Consider the following 23,550-nt stretch of genomic DNA (forward strand, 5'->3'; position numbering starts at 1 on the left):
GAGCAAGGCAGTGCGCTCCGGAGCCCTCAAATTGGGACTATGGGCGCTCCACTGTCGATGGACTTGAGGCAACGCATCCTCGAGGCGTATCTGGCACACGAGGAAACGTGGGAAGAACTCGCCAAGCGGTTTCGGGTAGGGGGCGCGACGGTTGATCGGCTCGTCGGCCGCTGGAAGCGCACCCACTCCCTCGCTCCGTTGCGTCCTGGTCCGCGGCCCCACTACCGAATTCCGGATTCGCAACTCGCCAAGGTGAAGCGGCTGCTGGACGCCTGCCCCGACAGCACGACCCAGGAGATTGCGGATGCCTACGCCAAGGCGACAGGCGTACGGGTGAGCCGCCCTACCATGGGACGTGCCTTCCGGCGCCTGGGCTACACACGTAAAAAAACTACGCCGGCAAATACCTCCTGCCCTCCTCGGTGTTGCTTCCATAGGGAGGTGGCACCATGGGACGCACGACTGCCCACCCACCGGCGAGCAGGCAGGCGGGGTTGGAGAACCATCGACGGCGGTGCTCCGCGTGCGGAGGGCCCGCCCCAGCGGACTACCGGGCACGGCGGAACGTGGTGACGCTGGAGGCAGTGGTCGCCCTCAAGGTGCAGGTGCGAGTGTGCCACCGGAAGGGTTGCCCGTTGTACTTGAAGCCCGTGCGTGCCGAAGAAGAGGGCCGGTGGGCGCTGCCGGACCATGAGTTCGGCCTGGACGTCATCGCCCTGATTGGGGCACTGCGCTACCACGAGCATCGCAGCGTCCCGGAAATCCATGCAGTCCTTCGCGCACGGGGCGTCTCCATTTCCGAGCGCAGTGTCACCAACCAACTCGACCGGTACGATGAGCTGCTGGCACTGCGAATGACAGACAGCCGGCGACTGCAGCAGGTGACACGTCAACAGGGCCGGGTGGTGCTGGCCATGGACGGCTTGCAGCCCGAGGTGGGCCATGAGGTGTTGTGGGTGGTGCGCGACTGCCTCTCCGGCGAGGTGCTGGCAGCCCGTAGCTTGCTGGGCAGTGGTGAGGCGGAGTTGGCCCCGCTGCTTCTGGAGGTGAAAGCGGCGCTGGCGGTGCCCATTGCCGGAGTCGTCTCGGATGGCCAGCGCTCCATCCGCAACGCGGTGGCCTCGGCGCTGCCTGGGGTGCCTCACCAACTCTGCCACTTCCACTACCTGCGTGAGGCGGCCCGCCCCCTCTACGACGCGGACCGGCACGCCAAGAAGTTGCTGAAGAGTCATGTGCGAGGAGTGCGGGTTATCGAGCGCGCCGTCGAAGGGCGCCAGGACGCCCAAGCACAGGCCGTCCGCGGCTACTGCGCCGCGGTGCGCAGCGCCTTGACGGACGACAGGCGCCCGCCCCTGAAGCCCTCCGGTTTGGAGTTGCACCGGCGACTGCGAGCGATTGAAGCGAGTCTCCGCCGGGCAGAAAAAGGGGGGCGCGCACCAGAGAACTGAAGCGACTGCGCCTGCTATTGAGGCGCGGCCTGATGCAGACGGCGAGGATATGGCCACCACTGAAGGTGGCCTACCGGTGGGTAGAGCGTGTCGCCGAAATCCTCACCAATGCCTCCGGCCAGAAAGGCTGTCACGTCAAAAGGCGCATGGCCGGCCTTGTCGGCGCACTGGCGCATGCCATGCGACGCACCCACTCCCCCCACCGCGCGGCGCTGGCGCATTTCCTCCTGGAAACGCGTCGCTATTGGCCCGGCCTCTTCCATTGCTACGATGTACCCGGCCTGCCTCGCACGGACAATGACTTGGAGCACCTGTTTGGCAGTTGCCGCTACCACGAGCGCCGGGCCTCGGGCCGGCGCCGCGGAAGTGAGGGCCTGGTGGTGCGCGGACAGGTGCGAGTCGTCGCCGCAGTGGCGACCCGACTTGCCCCCACTGTCGGCGCGGAACTGGCCCCCAAAGACATCATTGCGTGGAGGAATCTGCGTGCCTCCCTTCGAAGACGGCAACACGCGCGAGTCTTGGGCCGTCGATTCCGGGCCAATCCGAACGCCTACCTCGCAGCGATTGAGCGGGAGCTCAGGAGAGCTTTGCCGGCGTAGAAAAAAAGTCACTCCTCGCCTCCGAGCGGCGGCTGGCGAAGAGTCGCCAGGCGCGAAGGCGGTACCTGGATAAGACCTCCGAGCTGAAGCCTTCGCATCTCCACTTCATCGATGAGACCGCCGCCACCCTCACGATGACTCGCCGCTATGCACGTGCTCACCGAGGGAGTCGAGCACGTGGCTACGTGCCCATGGGGCGTCGACAGGTCCTCACGATGATTGGGGACCTGACGCTCCAGGGGGTGGGGCCCGTGCTGACCTTCGAGGGGCCCACCAATCGCGAACGCTTCGAGACCTACGTCCGAGAGGGGCTACTTCCCGTCCTCAAGCCCGGCGACGTCGTTGTCTTGGACAACCTCAGCGCCCATCACCATCCCGCAGTCGAAACGCTCGTTCGCAGCCGCAAGGCCCATCTCCTCTTCCTGCCGCCCTACAGCCCTGACCTCAACCCCATTGAGTCGTGCTGGCTGAAGGTGAAGACGCGCCTGCGGGCCATCGGCGCGCGAACCCACGCGGCCCTCCTGCAGGCCATGCGCGAGGCGCTCTCGACCGTGCGGCCGCAGGATGCAGCCGCTTGGTTCGCCTACTGCGGCTACTCTCCTCAACCGCCGTGATCACCGTGCTAGATAGAACGCGACGGGAGGAAGTCCAGGGGGTAGGGGGGAGGCGGCCGGACTCTGGAGCCGCCCGTCAGGATGCATATCAGGGCAGGCGCTCTGTGGAGGCTGGCATCTATCGGTTCATGTGCCCCACAAGTGAACGGTTCGCAGCCTCGTTGACCACCCAGATCAACTCCTGCTTTGCGCGCGTAATCGCAACATATTCAATGTTGCATTCTTCCGTTCCGGACCGGCTGAACGTGTCCTTGAGGAGGAACACCCTCTCGCGCTCCAACCCCTTGGCCTTGTGAACGGAACTGCAAACAATGAGAGGTTGGGCGCCTTCGGCGGCATCGTCGAACAGGTTCTCGATACGGGCCTCCAGCTCCTTCGTCGTGAGGAGGTCCTCGCACAGGGCCACGAGCATTCCGGCCTGGTCTGCGATGCGCTCGATGACCGGCTCTGGGTCTTTCGCCGTCAAGCGAGCGCGTTTCGACTCACGGGCTTCCCAAGCGGCGAGCTTGGAGAGGAAGATCTCGATGGTCGTCCCACCAAGCTTCTTAACGATGGTCAGGAGGCTACCCCCGACGTCCTTCCCCTCCACCTTCGCCCGCTTGCCCCGCTTGAGGAGCTTGATGCACGTCGAGACGAGCGGCGCGTTCTTGCGGCTGAGGATGAAGCAGCCAGGGGTGGCCTCCTCCACTAGCTTCGATTCCGACATGTTGCGAACGATGCCCTCAGGGGCGGTATCTGCGGCCCTGTAATCGGGCACAAGCTGCTGGGCGAGGGCCACGACGTTCTTCGGACAGCGGTAGGTCGTCGTTAGGGGAAACTCGACCGCGTTCAACTCGCTCTTGAGCCGGTCAAGGCTCCTCGAGTCGGCACCACGAAAGCCGTAGATGGCCTGTCGGTCATCGCCCACCACCACCGTGCGCCCACCCTTGCGGACCAGCTTTTGGGCAAGCAAAAGCTGGGTCAGGTTCATGTCCTGCGCCTCGTCGATCACCACGAGGTCGTACTTCGCGTGGACCATCTTCATCGCCACGGGGACGAAGAGCATGTCGTCGAAGTCCACGGTGCCGTCGCGCTGCGTGGCAAGCCGCATGGCCTCATGGGCGCATCGGGCGACCTTCTCGGTGTCCCAACCGCTCTTGCGCCATTGCGCGTCGGGTTCGACGTCGAACTGAATCGCCAACTCGACCAAGTCGGCGACGGAGCCGAACGGTGCGATGTTTTTGCCATACGCAGCGAGCTTCCGGATGAGCTTGACCATCATCGGGTCTGGGCTCTGGGCCACGGCTGCCCGGCGGGCGAGAGCCAACCCCCGGTCCTTATCGAGCGCAGTACCCTTCCAGTACGTCTTCACCGCAGCGAAGCCGAGCCCATGCAGGGTCTTCGCCGTGGCGGCAGGGTTCTTCAGCTTCGTCACCAACTCGTCCGCAATGCGCTTATTGAACGCCGCAAGCACGATGGCCTTCTCGGGAGCGTGGCTGATGCCCTCCAGGATGGTGGTGGTCTTGCCCGTACCCGCCCTCGCGCGAACGACCGCGTTGCCCTCCCCCCTGGCAAAGAAATCGAAGATGGCATTCTGCTGAACCGACCATCTTGTGCCCTCATGAGTTCCCGAGGGTGGTGCCTGCGGCGGCTGCTTGCCCGATAGGGAATTAGGCACCGCTGGTGCTGCAGTTGGCGGCGGAGTCGGAGCGGGTAAGGGGGCGGCGGGGGGGACTGGCCTCCCGAGGCTCTTGTCGAGCTGTCCTTGGGCGTGACGCTGGGTCGACTCACCGGGGACGCGGGGGGCGGAAGCTCCGAGGTCGATAATCTGGCGCTCGCGCTTGACGGCTGGTTTGGGCGGCGATGGCGGAGGGTCGGGGCGCTTGAGAACGCCGTAGGCGCCCCAGATGACGAGCAACTGCACGACGATGAGCGGCGGCCAGAACAGGTTGATGACCGTCAACGCCGTCCAGACCAGCGCGGCCCCTTGCAAGTGCCTCGGTGAGATGCGGCGAACCAAGATCAACGTGACCACGATCGCCAACTGGTACCAGAGCATTGCCACCGGTCACTCCCGTCCCGTTTGCCATCTTGCGGCGGGGGAGGGTAGCACCGCGGGCACCCGCATCGTTACAGAACGGGGGAGGTAGAACTCACACGGCCGACCTCCTCTCCTTCATTCTTTTACAGAGCCCCGCGCCGAGTCCTCGTGCATAGGCATCCTCGCTAGCGGGGACGGATATTGAGAATAGGAAGGACAAAAGCCCTATTGGGCGTAGCGCGCGGGAGCAGAGCGGGAGGTGAGAGACGCTGACGGGTAGCCCATGAGCCGCACTTCGGGCCGGCGCAGAAGCCATTCATCGCCAGCAGACACACGCCAGCCCAGCCCAGCCGCCTTCCCAGGCGGGGCGCGGCAGGGGCCTGGCGCTCTTGGCTGGCTGTGGCGGCTTGAGCTTCAACACCACGCGCTCTGGGGCGGCCCTCGCGCAGGGGCCAGGTGCGCACTCGCCGTGGGCAACCCCTGGCGCTCCAGAATCGCTCTCACCTGGTGCGTCGGGCACTCTCGGCGGCGTGACGCGTGAGGAGTTGAAACAGCACCTGGACGCGCTAGGCCGCGAGTCCGTCACGCGCAGGCCGGGGCTCAAGACCGTGACCGACCTGTTCCGCCTCTACTGGTTGGCGCTCCAGCACAACCTGGTGGTGGAGGGCCCGGACCACGGGAATGTGGTGAGGCGCAGGTCATGGACCCGCTGGTGCCGCAGCCCGGTCCAATCCACTCGCGGCGTCCGCTGCTTCTTCGCTTCTACCTTTGCCGCTGGCTACGAAGGTCTCTGCGCTGAGCGGATAGACGTATCGGCGCCCTCAGCATGGTTGGCTTGATCAAGCCGAGACATCACCCCTGAGTGGTATGGGCGCGATACGCCATGTAGCGGAATGTTGCTCCCGTGCCCATCGCTCCCATGCCGTGCGCGGGTGATATCGCGCAGGTCCGACACCGTCAGTATCTGGTCAACGAGGTCATCGCTCCTTCGGATGTCCGGGAGCAACACACCCTCGTTCGTCTCACTTGTCTCGATGATGACGCACAGGGGCGCCCCCTGTCTGTCTTGTGGGAGCGTGAGCTCGCCGCTCGGGTCATCCGACCCGAACAGGGTGGCTTGGGAACGCCTGAGCGGTTCGACGAGCCCCGTCACTTCGCCGCGTATCTGCACGCGCTCAAGTGGAGCTCCGTCACGGCCACCGACGCCCGGCTCTTCCAGGCGCCGTTCCGCGCGGGCATCCACTTGATGAATCACCAGCTCACGCCTCTCAAGAAGGCGCTCGAGCTGCCTCGGGTGAATCTCTTCATCGCCGATGACGTAGGTCTCGGAAAGACCATTGAGGCTGGGCTGGTGTTGCAGGAACTCATCCTCCGCCAGCGCGTGGACCGCGTCCTCATCGTCTGCCCGGCGTCGGTGACGCTCCAGTGGCGCGATGAGATGGAGAAGCGCTTCGGTCTGCGCTTCGAAATCTTCAACAGCGAGTTCGTCTCCCGCCGCCGTCAGGAGCGCGGCTTCCAGGTCCCCGTCTGGGCCACGCACTCACGCTTCATCGTGTCGTACCAGACGCTGCGGCGCAGCGAGTACTTCGAGCCGCTGAAGACCCTCCTGGAGGAGAAGGGTCACCACAAGTCCCTGTTGGTGCTCGACGAGGCGCACGTCGTCGCGCCCGCATCGGCCAGCCGGTACGCCATCGACACGGAGACCACTCGCAGCATCCGCTCACTGGCGGAGCGCTTCGAGCACCGGCTCTTCCTCTCCGCTACGCCCCACAACGGCCACTCCAACAGCTTCTCCGCGCTGTTGGAGATGTTGGACCCACAGCGCTTCACGCGGGGCACCCGCGTCCGCGAATCACAGCTGGCTCCCGTCATGGTGCGCCGGCTCAAGGGCGACCTTCGCGCCCTGGGCAGTTCACAGCGCTACCCCGAGCGGCACGTGGTGGGCGTGCGGCTGACGCATGACTCGGGACGCTGGCACGCCGAGTGGCTCGCCCCGGACGGAAAGACTGTCGAGCAGTGTGTCGACCTGGGCGAAGCCTCCGCCCCGGAACTGGAACTGTCCCAGAAGCTCGCGCGCTACACGGAGCTCATGGCGCCCGGTACGAAGCAGGGGCGCCTGGTCTTCATCAACCTCCAGAAGCGCCTCCTCTCCAGCATCGAGGCATTCCACCGCACCCTCTCCGTTCACGCGGCGGCCTTCGGCGCGGGGGTGCTGGCTCCCGACGGCGGAGCACTCACCGGCGACACGGCTCCTGAGTCCGAGGAGCATGGCGAGACGGACGACGCACTCGAGCTGTCGTTCGCGGAGACCATCCGCGAGCACAGTCAGGACCTGTCCGCCAGCGTCCAGGCGCGCAAGCTCCTGGATGACATGCTCAAGCTGAGCGCCCGGCACCGCGCTGCCCAGGACGCGAAGCTGCGGGCCCTGCTCCACTGGATTCGCGAGCACCAATGCCCGCTCACCCGAGGCGCCGCGTGGAAGCCCCGCCGGGTCATCCTTTTTACCGAGTATGGCGACACGCTCCGCTACCTCAAGGAGCAGCTCACCGCTGCCTTCGAGGGGACCCAACGGGGTGATGAGCGCATCCTCACGCTGACGGGCGGCATCGATGACGTGAATCGCGCGGAGGTGCAGGCCGCCTTCAACGGCTCGATGGAGGAGTTCCCCGTGCGGGTCCTCCTCGCGACCGACGCCGCGCGCGAAGGCATCAATCTGCAAGGCCACTGCGCGGACCTCTTCCACATCGACGTTCCGTGGAATCCCTCACGCATGGAGCAGCGCAACGGCCGCATCGACCGTGCCTTGCAACCCGCGTCCGCCGTGCGCTGTGGCTACTTCGTCTACGGCCAGCGCGCCGAGGATGCGGTGCTCGACACCCTCGCGCGCAAGGTAGAGACCATCACGCGCGAGCTGGGCAGCCTGGGCTGCGTGCTGATGGACCAGATGCACGATGCCCTCGCCTCGGGCATCACGAAGAGCACGCTGGAGCGCCTCTCCCGCGCTGCGACCTCGACTCGCACGGAGGTGACGAAGCGGGAACTGGAGTCCCAGCGCACGCTCCAATCCCTGCGCAAGGAACTGGATGCGATTGGAGAGCTCCGCGAGCGCAGCGGCAAGGTGATGGACTTCAATCCCGTCCTGCTGCGCGATGCGCTGGACGTGGGGTTCGAGCTGGCCGGCGCGCGCCGGTTGGAGCGGGAGGCCATCACGGAAGAAGGCCGGACGCTGGAGGCCTGGAAGGTCCCCGCACTTCCCGCTTCGTGGAGCACGACCCTGGATTCCATTCGTCCGCGCCGGGAGCACGACGAGGCAGCGTGGGAGTGGCGCAAGCGCCCCCTGTCTCCCGTCGTCTTCGAAGCACCTCCGGGCGTTTCCAGCAAGCTCGTCCACCTGCACCTGTCCCATCCGCTCGTCCAGCGGGTGCTCCAGCGGTTCCTGGCGCAGGGGTTCTCCGCGAACGACCTGAGCCGTGTCACGGTGGTCCAGACCCAGCGCGACGCAGTGGCACGCGTCATCGTCTTCGGCCGGTTGTCGCTCTTTGGCGAGGGCGCCGCGCGGCTCCATGACGAGGTGGTCTCTGTTTCAGCAAGGTGGCTGGACGGCGGCGGCCGCGGGCACCTGAAGCCCTTCGCGGACGAAGCGGACCGCAAGGCGATCGACCAACTGGAGACCACGCTGGCGGAAGCGCCCGCGCTCTCCACGATACCGAAGGCTGTCCAGAAACGGCTGCTGGCCAGTGTCGAGTCCGACTTCTCGAAGCTCTGGCCCGCCATCAAGGAACAGGCCTCGGTGCGAGAGCAGGGGGCTCGCAAGAAGCTGGCGGCGCGGGGGGCGTCCGAAGCCAAGGCGCTGACACAGATTCTTCTGACGCAGCAGGAGGCCATCCAGGAGGCCCTGAGCGCGCAGCTCGAACTCTCGCTCGACGCCCGGGCGGAGCAGGACCAGTGGAGGAGGGACAAGGTGCACCTTGAACAGCGATTGACAGCGCTCGGAAGGGAACTCGTCGAACAACCTGAATCCTTGAAGGCCACCTACGCCGTGCGGGTCGCTCGCCTGGTGCCCGTGGGTATGGTCTACCTGTGGCCGGGGGCGCGCTGATGAACGGCGAGAACCTTGGCGGGGACGTCGAGCGTCGCTATCACCAGACATGGATGGGGATGGCGCAGCCCATCGAAGGACTGGTGGTCTCCATCCCGGTCCTCGAGGACGCGCAGTGCATGCAGCGCTTGCCGGTGTCCGCGCAGTCGCGGTTCGTCCTGCTGGCGGGCCGGGAGTCACCTCGCGTGACGGATGTCCCGCGCTTCCTCCGGGAGGTGCTGGGCTACACCGAGGATGATTTCACCACGGTGTTTCCGGAGGACCTCCAGCTCGATATCGCGGAGGGACAACAGACGATCAAGCCCACGCGGGGGCTGTCGCGACGAGGGCCTCCTCCCTCGAAGCCGGAAGGGTTGCCAGATGATTCCACGCCCATCAGCCGCGCCGCGGAAGGCTTCGCGCTCCTGACGTGGGAGCTGCCGGCCGGGTTGGACCTGGACAAGAAGGAAGACACCACGGGCGCGTGGTTCTACGAGCCCACCGCCAAGTTCGACCGCCTGCTGCGCGCGGCCCGTGTCCCCATCGGTCTGCTGTTCAACGGGGACTCCGTGCGCCTGGTCTATGCGCCCCACGGAGAGACGTCAGGGCACATCACCTTCCGGTTCAAGGACATCGTCACCGCCAGCGGTCGTCCGCTGTTCGACGCGATGGTGATGCTCCTGCACGCGCGCCGCTTCTTCGGCGTGCTGCCCGAGCATCAGCTTCCCGCGCTCCTGGAGCAGTCTCGCCGCCGGCAGGCGGATGTCACCGACGAACTGGCCGACCAGGTCCTGGACGCGCTCGGCATCCTTCTCACGGGTTTCGAGACGGCCGCCGAACGGGATGGCTCACGGGCCCTGGACGAGGCGCTCTCACGAGGTGAGGACCATGTCTACGGCGGGCTCCTCTCCACGCTCTTGCGGCTCGTCTTCATCCTCTACGCGGAGGACCAGGGCCTGCTTCCCGTGGGCCAGGCGCCCTACCGCGATGACCTGTCGGTGAAGGCACTTCACGCGCAACTCGTCGAGGACTCCAGCCAATACCCCGATTCGATGAACCGGCGCTTCGGTGCGTGGCCACGGTTGCTGGCGCTCTTCCGGTGCATCTACCTGGGAGCTTCGCACGACAAGCTGCGAATGCCGGCACGGCGCGGACAGCTCTTCGACCCTGACACGTTCCCCTTCCTGGGAAGCGCGAGTTCCGCCGATGCGGGCACGGAGGCGCGGGTTCCTCTCATTGATGACGAGACAGTCCTCCAGGTCCTGGAGCGGCTCATCTTCCTCAAGGGACAGCGACTGAGCTTCAAGTCGCTCGACGTGGAGCAGATCGGCTCCGTGTACGAGGGACTGATGGGCTTCCACGTGAAGCGCCTGACCGGTGCTGGAATCTGCCTCAAGCCCTCGAAGGTATGGGTCTGCGCGGACGATGTGCTGGCCCAGCCCGCGAAGCGGCGTGCTGCATGGCTGGAAGAGGAGGCGGGCCTCGACGCGAAGACGGTGAAAGCCCTGTCGAAGGCGCTGGAGCAGGCCTCCACGCAGCAGATGGTCCTGACCGCGCTGGAGTCGTACCGCGTGAAGGGGACCGAGATACGGCGAGCATCCCAGTTGGTACTCCAGCCTGGCGACGAGCGGCGACGGACCAGCAGTCACTACACGCCTCGAAGTCTGTCATCGCCCATCGTCCGCCGGGCTCTGGAGCCTTTGCTCAAGACGATGGGGCCGCAGCCCTCTTCAGAAAGGCTCCTCAACCTGAAGATCTGCGACCCGGCCATGGGGTCGGGTGCGTTCCTGGTGGAGTCCTGCCGCTTTCTCGCGGACCAGGTTGTCGCCGCCTGGACACGTGAGGGCGTGCTGAAGCGTGACAAGCACGAGGACGAGGTGATGCGGGCACGCCGGCTGGTGGCCCAGCGATGCCTGTACGGCGTGGACAAAAATCCATGGGCCGTGAAGCTCGCGAAGCTGTCGCTGTGGCTCGTGACGTTGGCGAAGACGGAGCCCTTCACATTCCTGGACCATGCGCTCAAGTGTGGGGATTCACTGGTCGGGCTCGACCTGGAGCAGCTTCAAGCGTTCCACTGGGACTCGACCCGCCAGAAGCAGTCGGAACTGCCCTGGGCGTTCATCAAGAAGGCACTGACGCGCTCCCTGGAAAAGCGCGAGGAGATCCTCCAACTCGCGCTCGACCTGGAAGGGCCGGCGCGCAAGCCGCTGCAGTTGGATCTGGATCCCGGCCGGGTGAAGGAGGGGCTTCTCCGCGACGCGGACGCGGCGTTGGAGGACATCAAGCGGATCGCCAATGCGTGCGTCGGGGCGTTCTTCGCCCATGGCTCGGACAAGGATCGGGAGAATGAGCGCGTCCGCCGGTTGGACCTGATTGGGGCGTGGCTGTCCAAGGCGAAGAATGGTGTTCCGCCTCCCATGCCGGCGGACATCGCGGCGTTCTCCGCGCCGTCATGGACGTTCCACTGGGCGCTGGAGTTCCCGGAGGTTTTCCACGGGAGCCGGCCGGATCCGCTCGACAACGAGCAGCCCAACAAGGCTGCATGGATCGATGGGTTCGTGGGGAACCCTCCGTTCGCGGGAAAGAACGCCATCATCGAGACGGGCGGAGAGAACTACCTCCCTTGGCTCCAGGCGGTTCATGAGGGGGCGCACGGCAATGCGGATCTCTCCGCGCACTTCTTCCGCCGTGCGTTCCATCTGCTGGGTGAACACGGCAGCTTCGGATTCATCGCCACCAACACCATCGCGCAGGGGGACACGAGGGCCACTGGACTGAAGCACTTGGTGGACCACGGCGGCCACCTCTACGACGCCGTGCGCTCCATGAGGTGGCCGGTGGCTGGCGCCAACGTCTCAGTGGCAGTCGTGCACTTGGCGAAGGGTCACGTCTCCGACATGAAACTGGAGCCTCGCCTGGATCGCCTGCCCGTGAAGTGCATCAACTCTCGGCTACGTGGCAAATCTGAACGCCCGGATCCAGTGGCGATTGGTGTCAATGCAGGAAAGAGCTTCGTTGGGACGTACGTCTTGGGAATGGGGTTCGTGCTCAGTCCTGAGCAGCGCTCGACTCTTGTCTCGAAGTCATCAAAGAACGCGGCGCGCATCTTTCGCTACGTGGGTGGCGAGGAACTCAACTCCGACCCGAGTCCCGAACTCGAAAGGCACGTCATCAACTTCGGACAAATGGAGTTGAAGGAGGCAGAGCTATGGCCTGACCTTCTACGCATCGTAAAGGACTTGGTTAGACCGGAGCGCATCAAGCTCAAGGACAATGCCGACGGCAAGAGGCGAAAAACATACTGGTGGCAGTATGGACGATACACTCCTGCCCTCTATGAAGCCCTCCGTCCCAGAACGCGCTGCCTTGCGAATTCTCGCGTGTCGAAGCACTTGATTTTCTCGTGGCAACCGTCGTCTGTTGTATTCAGCGAACAAGTCATTGTCGTTCCTGTAGAGCAGGACTGCTGGCTGACGGTGCTGCAATCGCGAGTGCACGAAGTCTGGGCCCGGCTTCTGTCGTCATCTCTCGAGGACCGCCTTCGTTATGCTCCTAGTGATTGCTTCGAGACCTTCCCCTTTCCTGACTTCGGGAATGCATCAGCGCTCGACCGCATCGGCGAGCGGCTCCATTTCGAGCGCAGCCAGTACATGCAGGCCAACAACATCGGCCTGACGACGACGTACAACCGGCTCAAGGACAAGTCGGTTACCGACGCTGCGACGCAGCGCCTGCGGGACCTGCACGTGGCCGTGGACCAGGCCGTCCTGGATGCCTACGGCTGGAAGGACATCCACGCCCCTCAGTACTGTGGCGCCACTCCCAAACAGCTCGAAACCTTCGAAGACGAAGTCCTCGACCGCCTCTTCGACCTGAACGCCCAGCGTGCCCACGAGGAAGCCCACCCCACCGTCCGCCGTCCCTCGAAGTCCCGCGCCCAGACCGCCTGAGCCTTCCCATGAATGTCCCTGACACGGGAGCGGTCCGCTCCCACCTCATTGATGCACTCGAAGCGGACCTCGTCGGTCCGTTCCACAAGCCTCCAGGCGCTCCTGTCTCGGACGCCCCGGAATCGCTCCGCAATCCGCCGTCCCGCTGGTACCTGACGGGATTCCTCGTCCCGCTCGACCAGGGTGTCATCGAGGATGACCCCGACGACGAGGAAGACGACCTGGCCGCGGGCAATGACGAGGACAACGAGGAAGCCTCCCGCCCCGACCCGACCGCCAAGAAGGTGCGCCGCCTGCCCGCGTCCATGGGCCTGTCCGTCTTCGTCCCCGTAGGCACGACCCAGCTCACCGCCCATGTCTGCTGGGCGGACTACCAGCGCATCGAAGCAGAGGGGCGCAAGCAGTGGCGCCGCACCTTCCACCAACGCAGCGTCACCCTGGCCCTGAACGACGCGGCTCTGCGGGAAGGCCTGTACCTCCAGGACAGCCGGGGCCTGCGCCTGGAAGGCCACGTGGAGAAGACACGCGAAGGCGAGCTCGCGGTCGCCATCTTCCTCGTCAACGCGCGCCCGCCCACCAGCACCGCCGTCGACCGGGACGAGGCCTATGCCTTCCAGACCCATCTCGCCCTGGAATGCGAGCGGGGCTTCGTCAGCCGACAGGATTCCAGCGACGCAAGGAGCGAGGACGACGACGACCGCGTCAACGACCTCCAGTTCCGCGACCGCCAGCGGTGGGCCGTGGGTCATGGCATCTCCGTGCGCGTCCCATCCACCTCCGTCCCCGTCGCCCGCGTGGAAACGGACTGGCTGCCACGCGTCGAGGTGCTCCCTGTCGAAGCGCGGCAGATTGACGAAGTCACGGTGGGCATGGAGCAGCTCGCCGCGTTCACGACACCCTCGGAGGCTGTAGCAGCCTTGCTCCCCCTCGTGCGGACCTACCGTGAATGGGTGGCCACCCAGGCCACTGTCGCTGTCGGCAGCGAACGCCGCGAGGAGACGCGGGATGAGCTCATCCGCAGGGCGCGACGCGCGGCGGACCGCATCGAGGAGGGCATCCAGCTCCTGGCTCGAGAACCTCTCGCCTTCGACGCCTTCCGCTGGATGAACAGCGTCATGGCCCAGTCGGAACGCAAGGTACGGCAGGGAGACGCGCCTCAATGGCGTCTCTTCCAGCTCGCCTTCATCCTGCTCAACCTTCCCTCCGTCGAGCACGAAGGCCACGCGGACCGTGAGCTCGTGGAACTCATCTTCTTCCCCACCGGCGGCGGAAAGACGCAGGCCTACCTGGGACTCATTGCCTTTACGCTGCTCCTGCGCCGCCTCCGGGGGCAGGCCCACCTCCACGGCGGCCTGGGCGTGGCCGTGCTACTGCGCTACACGCTGCGGCTGCTCACACTCGACCAACTCGGTCGCGCCTCGACACTCATCTGCGCGCTCGAAGTGCTCCGCCAGCAAGAGCCGAAACGCCTGGGAGCCGTGCGCTTCTCCATCGGACTGTGGGTCGGCCGCTCCGCGACCGCCAACACGCTGGAGCAGGCATCCACGCAAATCACCGAGTACAAGAACGACAACAGCGCCCGCGCGCAATCTCCGTTCCCGCTCGCTACCTGCCCCTGGTGCACCACGCCGTTCGAACGGGAGTGCTTCATCCTCCGGCCCTCCAAGTCCAGACCCGAGGAAGTGCTCGTCGGCTGCGCCAACATCGCGTGCGCCTTCAACCTGGGCCGCAACCCGGAAGGGCTCCCCGTCCTCTTCGTCGACGAGCAGATCTACCGCGAGCTGCCGTGCTTCCTCGTCGCCACCGTGGACAAGTTCGCCATGCTGCCGTGGCGTGGAGAGACGGGATTGCTCTTCGGTCGCGTCCTGGGGCGCACCGGGAAGCGCTTCGTCGGCCCGTGCAACGATGACGCGGACGTGAAGGCGGCGCTCGTGACGCTCCCGAAGGGGCTGCCTCCCCCGGAACTCATCGTGCAGGACGAGCTGCACCTCATCTCCGGCCCGCTGGGCTCCATGGTGGGCCTCTACGAAGGCGCCGTCTTGACGCTCGCGCCCCGGGCGAAGTTGGTGGCCTCCACCGCCACCGTCCGCCGCTCCCGGCAGCAGGTGAGTCGCCTCTATGGACGGGACGTCGCGCTCTTCCCTCCGCCAGGCGTGGATGCCTCCGAGACGTTCTTCGCCTCCGTGGGCAAGAAGGGCGCGCGCCAATACGTGGGCGTGGCGGCGCCCGGGCGGCCCATGAAGGCCATCCTGCTGCGCGTCTATGTCAGCCTGCTCGCCGCCGCCGCGCGCGGCGAGCAACTTCACGGCGCCGTGAGCGCGGACCCGTACCTGACGCTCGTCGGCTACTTCAACAGCCTGCGCGAACTGGGCGGCATGCGCCGGCTGGTCGAGGACGAGGTGCGCCGACTGGTGATGGACCGCGTCCGCCGTCGTCCAGAAGACTTCGGCAGAGCGGCCGAGCATCCCTGGTACCGAGGCAGGACCATCCGCGGCGAGCCCATCGAGCTGACCAGCCGGGAGAAGACCGCTGACATCAAGGCATCGAAGAGCCGCCTGGAGCTCACGCACGGTCAGCCCCAGAGCATCGACGTCGTGCTCGCCAGCAACATGATCTCCGTCGGCGTGGACATCGACCGGTTGGGACTCATGGTCGTGGCGGGACAGCCCAAGACGACCAGCGAGTACATCCAGGCGTCCAGCCGCGTGGGCCGCAAGATGAACAAGCCCGGCCTCGTGGTGACGTGCCTCAACGCGGCCAAGCCCCGCGACCGCAGCCACTACGAGCGCTTCGGGACGTACCACGAGTCGTTCTATCGCTTCGTCGAAGCCACCTCGGTGACACCCTTCTCGGCACCGGCGCTCGACCGGGGGCTCGCGGGCGTGGTGGTGGCGCTGGGCCGGCTGCTGGACACCGCCATGACCGCGCCCCTGGAGTGGAAGTCCCTGCAGGCGCACCGGGACGCGCTGGAGCATGCGCTCGAAACCCTGGCGAAGCGCGCTGGCCGAGGGCTGCCCAAGGAGGAGTCGGAGCGCGCCAGCGGCATCGTGATGCAGCGCGCGCGAAGCCTGCTCGACTCGTGGCGCAACATCATCGAGCAGGCGAAGAAGGACGCCGCCCAGCGCGCGTACTCGCCCTACGACCCGGAGGGAAAGGGGCTCAAGCCCCTGCTGCGCGGTTTCCTGGACCCCACCGACAACCTCACCCAGGACGAGCTCAAGTTCGAGGCGCCCACGTCCATGCGTGACGTGGAGTCCTCGGTGCACCTGTGGATTTCACGTCAACCCCTGGGCGGCTACCGCGCCCCGAAGGCAGCGACGGAGGAGGGAGCGCATGACGAACCGTAGGAAGTGGACCCGGGCCCGCTCGACGCGGCCGCCGGATGGGCGCGTGCGCCAGAGCCAGGTGGTCTCCACCTTCGGTCCGGGCAGCATGCTGGACCTCCTGAACGACGCAGTCCTCGTGGGCGGCCTGGACTTCTGGCGTCTCAAGGGCCAGGGCGAGGTGGTCAACGAGCCACGGCTGCTGGAGATCGTCGAACCGCTCTACCACCGCAACAAGTGGCCGCTCAGCAAGGAGGCCCCCTTCCGCAAGCCCCCCGCTGGGGATGAGCGAGAGCCGACAGAGTCCTGCGGCATCCAGGTGTATGAGTTTCCGCGCTGGTTTGTCTGCCAGAACTCCCACTGCCGCACGCTGGTGCGGGCCAACAGCTTGGAGCGCGTGAACCAGGAATACCGCCACCGCTGCGCGGGTGTGGACGCGAAGCCCGAGCGCTGCGTGCCGGTGCGCTTCGTCGCGGCCTGTCCGCGGGGGCACCTGTCGGACATCGACTGGACCTGGTGGATGCACGAGCGCAAGCCTTGCGACGCCCCACAGCTCAAGCTCGAGGAGGGCGTGAGCGGTGACTTCAGTGACATCGAGGTCGCGTGCTCGACGTGCGGCAAGCGCAGGCGCCTCATCGACATGACACACAAGGAGCAGCAGGACCCCTGCGCCGGGGAGCGGCCCTGGCTGGGATTGGAGGCGCGGGAGCGCTGCGGCGAGAAGCAGCGGCTGCTGGTCCGCACCGCCAGCAACGGCTATTTCGCGCAGACCACCAGTGCCATCACCATCCCTGAACCGGAGTCACTCCGGCGCAAGGTGCAGTCCGCGTGGAGCATCCTCCAGTCAGCCACCGCGGAGACCCTGCCGGCCTTCCGGACCATTGCCCAGGTGCAGGCGGCGCTCGGCTCCGCCTCCAACGCGGAGGTGCTGGCGGCCATCACGGCGGAGCGCAAGCACACGCCTGAAGCCGTCCCGGAGATCCGCACCGCGGAGTGGCTCCAGTTCCTCGCGCAGCCACAGGAGAAGCCTGGCGAGATGCCCCGGGACCGCACCGAGGTCTTCTGGGCCCGGCGCATCGCTCGACCCCAGGGACTGCCCTCGCTGGTCGAACGCGTGGTGCTGGCGCGACGGCTGCGGGAGGTCCAGGCCCAGGTCGGCTTCACGCGGCTGGAGCCCCTGTCGAAGGACCTCCAGGGCCGCTACGACCTGGACGTGGCGCTCGCGCCGATGTCGCTCCACCGGGACTGGGTACCCGTCACGGAGATGCAGGGCGAGGGCATGCTGCTGGTGCTCGACGAGCAGCAGGTGCATGCCTGGGAGATGTCCGAGCCCGTGCTGCGGCGCGAGGAGGTGCTCAGGGCTGGATATGAGCGCTGGAAGCAGGGCTCCGGTTCGAAGCTCCCCTTCCCGGGCGTGCGGCTCTACCTGCTCCATTCGCTGGCGCACCTGTTGATGACGGAGGTGGCGCTGGAGTGTGGCTATCCCGCGAGCTCCATCCGCGAGCGGCTCTACTGCGCGCCGCACAGCGACGCCGTCCCCATGGCGGGCATCCTGTTGATGACAGGCACCACGGGCGCGGAAGGCACGCTGGGCGGCCTGGTAGAGGAGGGCCGGCGACTGGGGCAGCACCTTGCCCGGGCGCTGGAGGACGCGCGCCTCTGCTCCAACGACCCCGTCTGCGCGCATCACGAACCCACGGGCCGTGACGACCGCGACCTGGAGGGTGCCGCGTGCCACGGGTGCCTCTTCCTCCCTGAGTGCTCTTGCGAGCGCTTCAACCAGTACCTCGATCGCGCGCTCGTCGTGCCCACGCTGGGCCACGAGGACGTCGCCTTCCTGAAGACGCCGTGGACCTGAGCGGCGTGGCGACGCTGGACTTGGAGCGGCTGAAGGCCGTGGTGGGCACGCGGCGGCTCGGGTTTCCGTTGTCCCGACTGGCGCTCCAGGGAGAGGGGCTGGAGCGGCTGACGGGGGAGGTCGCGGCGTTGAACGCGCTGGGACGGGAGGGAACGCTGGTGTTGCTGGACACGGTGCTCGTGGAGCGGCGCGCGGGTGCCCGGCGGCCAGAGTTGGTCTGGACGGGGCCGGAGACCCGCTGGAGCAGCGCTCGCGACACGGCGGTGGTGCTGGCGGACCTGTTCCACAAGGCCACGAGCACGGTACTGGTGGCCGGGTTCGCGTTCGACCACGCGGCGGACGTGTTGGGGCCGCTGCACGAAGCCCTCCAGCGAGGCGTGAGTTGCAGGCTCTATGCGAGCGCACCGGTGGCCTCGGCGTTCTTGCGGGAGCACTGGCCCTTCGGTCCGCCCTTTCCGGAGTGCCACGGCTTCTCACCCAGGAGGGGTGTCTTCGCCAGCCTGCATGCGAAATGAGTCGTGGTGGACGCACGGTGGGTCTTCGTGACGTCCGCGAACTTCACGAACCGAGGACAGACACGGAACATCGAAGTGGGCGTGCTGCTGGAGGACACGCACCTGGCCGCGGTGCTGGAGGCCCAGTTCTCCACGGGGGAGTGGTTCTCACGGGTCGCCTGATTCGGCATGGCGCCGGATAGAGTCCAGTGAATGCGTCCCGTGACGAGTCTCTGGGTGCGACAGTAGTTTTTTAGCGCGCCAACTCCATCGCGCCCGGCACGCCGCGCTCCGCGAGGTAGCTGGCCTCCACCCGCATGGCCAGGGGATGGAGGAGGGTGGTCCGCGCCAGGTGCGTGCGCACGCCCGGGACGAAGGTGCCCGCGCCGAACTGCGAGAAGGTGTGGTGTCGCCCGTCATCGGTGATGACGTTGTGACCGGCCTGGGCTCCGCCGTTGAAGCGCACCACGAGCCCCGCGCCGCGGCGGCGCACCAGCGAGTCGGTGAGCGTGCCCTTGCTGGCGTCTCCGAAGCCGAGGTCAACGACGAGGTGGGCTGTGCGGGAGGGACTCATGGGTGTGCATGAGGTGGGGACGGCCCACAGCATCGCACGGTGCATTCACAACCGCTCGCGTCCAGGGCCGCGTCGAACCTGGACGCTGCCCCTTTTGTGTTCGACGCCCGCCTGCCGCTACGGCTCGCCAGTCTGGGACAGCCGCTCCTGGACGACAGTGGCGCTTCCCGAGGGGATTTCAGTCCGCTGGGGGAAGCCGTGGGCGTCGAGCTCCACCTTCACGGACATCGGGCCCAGCTCCATCGTGGCGGCGCGGGCTCCCGCCTCCTCGCGGGGGCGGATGACCAGCTTCGTCGGTGCGGACGCGTCGGCGGGGGGCACCCACAGCAGGGCCTCGAGCGCGTCGCCCTGGCCCTTCAGCAGGCCCTCGCGGAGCCGCGCGGCGAGCCCCACCTCGCCGATGAGTTCGCCCCCGAACTGAGCCTGCACCTCCTTGGCGGCCACCTGACCCGAGACGCCGTAGCTCCCGTTCTGCTCCCGGCGCAGGCGCACATTCGCGGCGACCGTGTCGTTGACCCGCTTGGAATAGCTCTTGGCGACGAGCACTCCCGAGATGTCCGCCTGCTCCGTGATGTTGGTGTCCTGGAACTGGAGCTGGACCGGGGCCCCGGGACGCACCATCGTGGTGCTGACCTCAAGGATGCTCCCGCCCGCCTTGGAGCCGAAGAGCGCCGTGTACTGGAACCCGAGGGGTACGTCGCCCAGCCGCAACACCTGCACGTCGCTGTAGTAGGGCGCCACCGGCTGCTCCGGCGCCGTGGAGGTGAGGCCCGTGGCGATGGACTCGGTGACGTCGAGGAAGGTCTTCGTGTATCCCAGCTCGTTGTGGAAGCAGGTCTTGGGGAGCACGGGGGCCGCGTGGACCATCACCTTGATGCGACCCACCTGCACGGCCGGAGCGGCGCCTCGCGAGTAGTCACCTTCTAGGTACATGGCGGGGCTGCCCGTGAAGGACTTGACGTCCGTGGCGCGCACCCGCTCCACGGTGACGTCATCGAGGAGTGACTCGAGCAGGCTCCTCACCGCGGCGCCGGCATCGATGGCGCTCGTGTAGAAGAGACAGGTGACCGGCTCGGAGGTCCCAATCGGGAGGGTGAGGAGGGTCACCCCATTGGGGCGCTTCATCAGCTCCGGCGTACCCGCGGCCAGCACCTTGCCCCGGAAGAGGACTCCCTCGGCCTCCACGGGCTTGTGCGGCAATTGCGCGGTGATTTCCCGGGCGAGCGCTTCACGGACGGTGCGTGGCTCGGCGGGCGCTGACGCCGTGGGAGTGGGCTTGGATTCAGTGGATTCAGTGTGGTTCGCGGCGGGGCTGGTCGCACAGCCCGAGAGCAGAACGGCGGAAAGCAGGGTCAGTCTGGGGAGAGGCATGCGGCACCTGTCGCGGGGAGGTCGGACGTCCTGACGCTCTATTCGAAACGGGCGCCCGAGTCTGGTTGTGCCCGGGTGAAAACAGGCTCATGGGGTGCCAATGCCCGTGAGGTCCTTCCGCTCGCGACGCGGAAGAGGCTTCGAATCAGCGCAGGCGCCGGTGCCCCGAGTTGTCGTCGTTCGTGGGCAGGTGCTCGTCCTCCAACTCGGGCCGGGGGATGCCGTCCCGTCCCAGCGTCGCCGTGAAGGGCGTGAGCGCGCGGATGATGGCGCCCAGCCGCTGCCGCGACAGGTCCTGCTTCTTCAAGTGCGGGGCGAGCGCATCGAGGTCGGAGAACGCGCCCTCGCACAGCCCCACCAGCCCCGCCGCCACCTCCACGGTCTCGGTGGGGTCCTCCAGGCAGATGACGCGGTCGCCGAGCAGCTCCCGCCAGTCGCGCTCGCAGTTGCGCCGCCGCGCGAGGTCCGGGATGAGGACGAACGGCTCGTAGGTGAGCTGCAGCTCGTCCACCACCTGCTTCACCGGCAGGTACTGCTCCAGCGTGTCGCCGATGAGCTGCTTCACCTGCTTGCGCGAGACATAGCCGTAGGGCCGCTCGTCGCCCGTCATGAAGAAGTAGCCCCGGCGCCTGCGAGCATAGGAAGGACAGGCGCCCTCTTGGGCGTAGCGGGCGGGAGCAGGGCGGGAGGTGAGGGACGCTGACGGGGAGCCCATGAGCCGCACGCCGAGCCGGCGCAGAAGCCTTTCATCTCCAGCAGACACACGCCTGCCCAGCCCAGCCGCTTTCCCAAGAGGGGCGCGGCAGGTGCCTGGCTCTCTTGGCTGGCTGTGGCGGCTTGCGCCTCAACACCCCGCGGCCTGGGGTGGCCCTCGTGCCGGGGCCAACCACGCACAGGCCGTGGGCAAGCCCAGGTGCTCCAGAATCGCCCGCACCCCGGGGGCCCCCTTCACGTACGCCAGCTGATGCGCGAGCGCTACCGTCTTCCGGGCCCCAGCCAGGCGCGCCTCGAAGCGGGTCCGCGTGGCCGCGTCCGGGGCGCGCTCCACCAGGGCTTGGAGGATGCCGACCGTGGGCACCAGGAAGACACCCTTCTGGCGGATGAGCTCCAGGGCCGCGCGGTCCGCGTTGTGGCCATGCTCGATGGCGTCCGCGCCCGCGGCGAGTGCATTGCGGATGCCCTCAGGCGTCATCGCGTGGACGGCCACCTTGCGCTTCGCCTTGTGCGCCTCGTCGATGATGACGCGCAGTTCGTCGACGGTGAGCGTGGGCGTGGCCCAGTCCGCGTAGAACTTCAGCAGGTCCGCGCCCTGCCCCAATTGCTCACGTGCGGCGCGGCGGGCCTCCTTCACCCCGCTGACGAACTGCGCTCCCGTGGGCACGTCCTTCACGTCGGGAGAGGTGCCAAACGGGTGGTAGGCGCCCACCGCCGCGATGCCACGGGTGGCCACCAGCATGCGAGGCCCCTCCACGAGCCCCTGGCGGATGGCGTCGCGCAGGGCCACGTCGGCGAAGCCGCTGCCCTCGTTCTCCACGTCGCGCACGGTGGTGAAGCCGGCGCACAGCGTGGCCCGCGCATTCGCCGCGCCCTCCAGCGCGCGGGTGGCCTGGGACTTGGTGAACAGGGCCAGCTCGTAGCCGTTCGGCGTCTCCGACTCGCGCGCCATCAGGTGCGTGTGGCAGTCGATGAGCCCCGGCAGCACCGTGGACGTCCCCAGGTCCACCACCTCCGTACCCTCGGGGATTTGCAGCCCGGGGCCCACCTTCACGATGCGGTCACCCTCGATGAGGATGACCGGCTGGGCCACGTACTTGCCGCTCTTCACGTCGAGCATCCGCGCGGCGCGCACGGCGACGCGGCGGGGCGCCTCGGTGGACGCGGCGGGCTGGGCCGTGGCGACAGCTCCCAGGACGAGGGTGAGCAGGGACAACACAGGGGCAAGCCGCTTCACGAAGCCTCCGAAGGGAATCAGGAACGCGGCGCAGCGTCGCGTGCGGCGCGTTCAGGACACGACACACTCTCTCAGAACTCTGAGGGTTCAACGGCCGCGAGCCTCAGATCTTCGAGGAGCCATTCCGCTTCGGATTCGGGTAACACTTCGCGGTGCGACAGGGGCCGGCTGTCTCGTGACTCCATTGGGAGGAGGGAACCATGTCCTGGAAGCACCCTGGCTCACTCACGCTGCTCACGCTCTGCCTGGCCGCCTGTGGAAGCCCCGCGGCCAACGAGTCTCTCGACGCCGAGGGCACGGCACTCGGCACACCTGACGTGCAGCAGCCCGCGGGAGCGGCCCCGGAGCAGCCCGAGCCCCGCGGGCCGCGCACCCTCGTGGTGCCCAAGCACTACGACACCATCCAGGCCGCCATCGACGCCGCACAGCACGGGGACACGGTGTACGTCGCGCCGGGCGTCTACTCCGAGCACGTCGTCCTCAAGAGCGGCATCCGGCTCATCGGCGCGGGCGCGCCCATCACCCTCTGGGACGGCCTGGGCGAGCCCTTCAACCTCATCGACTACTCCGGCGCCAGCGACGTGGAGATCTCCGGCTTCACCTTCCGGAACGTGGGCTCCGACACGTGGTGCACGATGACGTCCGACCTGGACCGCTGGTGCGGCGGCAACTGGTACGCCTCCGCCATCTTCGCGGACGGCCATGACGCGACGACGTCCGCGCTCGTGACGAACAACATCTTCGAGGGCAACGGCACCGGGGTGCTGCTCTACTTCCACGCGCTCGCGGACGTGCGCCGCAACCTCTTCTGGAGGAATGACTACGCGCTCGCCTTCAACCACCTCCAGGACGCGGCGGTCGTCGAAGAGAACATCTTCTGGAAGAACACCTCGCTCGCCCTCGGCGTGCAGGCGGGCCAGGTCGACATCCGGCGCAACGTCATCGCCGGCTCGGCCGTGGGCCTCAGCCACATGTACGTGCAGACGGGGGACATCCGCTGCAACGTCTTCTTCCAGAATGACCAGCACGTCGCGGAGACCCACGCCGTCCCGCCGCGCGTCGTCCTAGGTGAGAACGGCAACGTGGTGCTGGAGCCGCTCTTCAGGGACGCCGACGTGGGCGACTTCCGCCTCCGCCCCGATTCGCCGCTGAAGCTCGCCGACTGCCTGGGTGACGTCGACGTCACCTTCGAGGGCCTGGGGCTCGTGGCCCCCTGAGACGAGGACGCCGCCAGCCCCACCCGGTTGGACTCACGGGGGCGCTGGCGGCG

Annotated in this window: 14 protein-coding genes; 9 read left to right on the forward strand and 5 right to left on the reverse strand. The window is 67.1% G+C overall.

The genetic code is table 11. The annotated features are described in order from the left end of the window. The first annotated feature begins 566 nt into the window (after nucleotides 1-566). A protein-coding gene (locus OZ403_RS10780) for a transposase (RefSeq protein WP_237080324.1) occupies nucleotides 567-2,047 on the forward strand; the annotation gives its coding sequence in 2 pieces (ribosomal slippage) (nucleotides 567-1,416 and nucleotides 1,416-2,047; 1,482 coding nt in all). 83 nt (nucleotides 2,048-2,130) lie between these two features. After that, a complete protein-coding gene (locus OZ403_RS10785) occupies nucleotides 2,131-2,661 on the forward strand; it encodes an IS630 family transposase (protein WP_268784864.1) in 531 nt (176 codons plus the stop codon). 118 nt (nucleotides 2,662-2,779) lie between these two features. Here the strand turns inward: OZ403_RS10785 and OZ403_RS10790 are convergent, their stop codons facing one another. Continuing rightward, the gene (locus OZ403_RS10790; protein ID WP_268784127.1) at nucleotides 2,780-4,699 is read right to left on the reverse strand and encodes a UvrD-helicase domain-containing protein; all 1,920 of its coding nucleotides are present in this window, start codon (nucleotides 4,697-4,699) and stop codon (nucleotides 2,780-2,782) included. Nucleotides 4,700-5,600: 901 nt separating this feature from the next. On the opposite strand from OZ403_RS10790, the gene drmD reads away from it, so the two are divergent. Genes drmD through OZ403_RS10820 form a run of 6 tightly spaced genes read left to right on the forward strand, consistent with a single transcriptional unit; the run spans nucleotide 5,601 to nucleotide 18,567 of the window. Further along, nucleotides 5,601-8,780 carry a DISARM system SNF2-like helicase DrmD gene (gene drmD / locus OZ403_RS10795; RefSeq protein ID WP_268784865.1) on the forward strand — a complete coding sequence of 1,060 codons (3,180 nt, stop codon included), beginning with the start codon at nucleotides 5,601-5,603 and terminating at the stop codon, nucleotides 8,778-8,780. After that, nucleotides 8,780-12,709 (forward strand): DNA methyltransferase, encoded by a 3,930-nt coding sequence (locus tag OZ403_RS10800; protein ID WP_268784128.1) that lies wholly within the window; start codon nucleotides 8,780-8,782, stop codon nucleotides 12,707-12,709. The genes drmD and OZ403_RS10800 overlap by 1 nt, the downstream gene beginning before the upstream one ends. An 8-nt stretch (nucleotides 12,710-12,717) precedes the next feature. Beyond that, nucleotides 12,718-16,056 (forward strand): DISARM system helicase DrmA, encoded by a 3,339-nt coding sequence (gene drmA, locus OZ403_RS10805; protein ID WP_268784129.1) that lies wholly within the window; start codon nucleotides 12,718-12,720, stop codon nucleotides 16,054-16,056. Then, a complete protein-coding gene (gene drmB, locus OZ403_RS10810) occupies nucleotides 16,043-17,890 on the forward strand; it encodes a DUF1998 domain-containing protein (protein WP_268784130.1) in 1,848 nt (615 codons plus the stop codon). The genes drmA and drmB overlap by 14 nt, the downstream gene beginning before the upstream one ends. Next, complete coding sequence (locus OZ403_RS10815) at nucleotides 17,881-18,405, forward strand: hypothetical protein (RefSeq protein WP_268784131.1); 525 nt, start codon at nucleotides 17,881-17,883, stop codon at nucleotides 18,403-18,405. Before drmB ends, OZ403_RS10815 begins: the two co-directional genes overlap by 10 nt. Nucleotides 18,406-18,411: 6 nt before the next feature. After that, on the forward strand, nucleotides 18,412-18,567 hold the full coding sequence (locus OZ403_RS10820) for a phospholipase D-like domain-containing protein (protein ID WP_268784132.1): 156 nt from the start codon (nucleotides 18,412-18,414) through the stop codon (nucleotides 18,565-18,567). A gap of 70 nt (nucleotides 18,568-18,637) precedes the next feature. On the opposite strand, the gene OZ403_RS10825 is transcribed toward OZ403_RS10820, so the two are convergent. From OZ403_RS10825 to OZ403_RS10840, 4 genes are all read right to left on the reverse strand, one after another. Next, complete coding sequence (locus tag OZ403_RS10825) at nucleotides 18,638-18,958, reverse strand: adenylosuccinate synthetase (protein ID WP_268784133.1); 321 nt, start codon at nucleotides 18,956-18,958, stop codon at nucleotides 18,638-18,640. 117 nt (nucleotides 18,959-19,075) lie between these two features. After that, nucleotides 19,076-20,329, reverse strand: a complete 1,254-nt coding sequence (locus OZ403_RS10830; RefSeq protein ID WP_268784134.1) for a hypothetical protein — start codon at nucleotides 20,327-20,329, stop codon at nucleotides 19,076-19,078. Between the two features lie 145 nt (nucleotides 20,330-20,474). Further along, nucleotides 20,475-21,044, reverse strand: a complete 570-nt coding sequence (locus OZ403_RS10835) for a hypothetical protein (protein ID WP_268784135.1) — start codon at nucleotides 21,042-21,044, stop codon at nucleotides 20,475-20,477. Between the two features lie 129 nt (nucleotides 21,045-21,173). Beyond that, nucleotides 21,174-22,280 carry an amidohydrolase family protein gene (locus OZ403_RS10840; protein ID WP_268784136.1) on the reverse strand — a complete coding sequence of 369 codons (1,107 nt, stop codon included), beginning with the start codon at nucleotides 22,278-22,280 and terminating at the stop codon, nucleotides 21,174-21,176. A gap of 200 nt (nucleotides 22,281-22,480) precedes the next feature. On the opposite strand from OZ403_RS10840, the gene OZ403_RS10845 reads away from it, so the two are divergent. Continuing rightward, complete coding sequence (locus OZ403_RS10845; protein ID WP_268784137.1) at nucleotides 22,481-23,497, forward strand: right-handed parallel beta-helix repeat-containing protein; 1,017 nt, start codon at nucleotides 22,481-22,483, stop codon at nucleotides 23,495-23,497. Nucleotides 23,498-23,550: the final 53 nt, after the last annotated feature.

It is taken from the genome of Myxococcus sp. NMCA1, from assembly GCF_026810205.1.
GTDB lineage: Bacteria > Myxococcota > Myxococcia > Myxococcales > Myxococcaceae > Myxococcus > Myxococcus xanthus_A.

Coding starts and splice junctions, on each gene's coding strand:
- OZ403_RS10825 (WP_268784133.1), bottom strand. CDS start 18,958: ATGAGTCCCTCCCGCACAGCCCACCTCGTCGTTGACCTCGGCTTCGGA.
- drmD (WP_268784865.1), top strand. CDS start 5,601: ATGCCGTGCGCGGGTGATATCGCGCAGGTCCGACACCGTCAGTATCTG.
- drmB (WP_268784130.1), top strand. CDS start 16,043: ATGACGAACCGTAGGAAGTGGACCCGGGCCCGCTCGACGCGGCCGCCG.
- drmA (WP_268784129.1), top strand. CDS start 12,718: ATGAATGTCCCTGACACGGGAGCGGTCCGCTCCCACCTCATTGATGCA.
- OZ403_RS10845 (WP_268784137.1), top strand. CDS start 22,481: ATGTCCTGGAAGCACCCTGGCTCACTCACGCTGCTCACGCTCTGCCTG.
- OZ403_RS10835 (WP_268784135.1), bottom strand. CDS start 21,044: ATGGGCTCCCCGTCAGCGTCCCTCACCTCCCGCCCTGCTCCCGCCCGC.
- OZ403_RS10800 (WP_268784128.1), top strand. CDS start 8,780: ATGAACGGCGAGAACCTTGGCGGGGACGTCGAGCGTCGCTATCACCAG.
- OZ403_RS10790 (WP_268784127.1), bottom strand. CDS start 4,699: ATGCTCTGGTACCAGTTGGCGATCGTGGTCACGTTGATCTTGGTTCGC.
- OZ403_RS10830 (WP_268784134.1), bottom strand. CDS start 20,329: ATGCCTCTCCCCAGACTGACCCTGCTTTCCGCCGTTCTGCTCTCGGGC.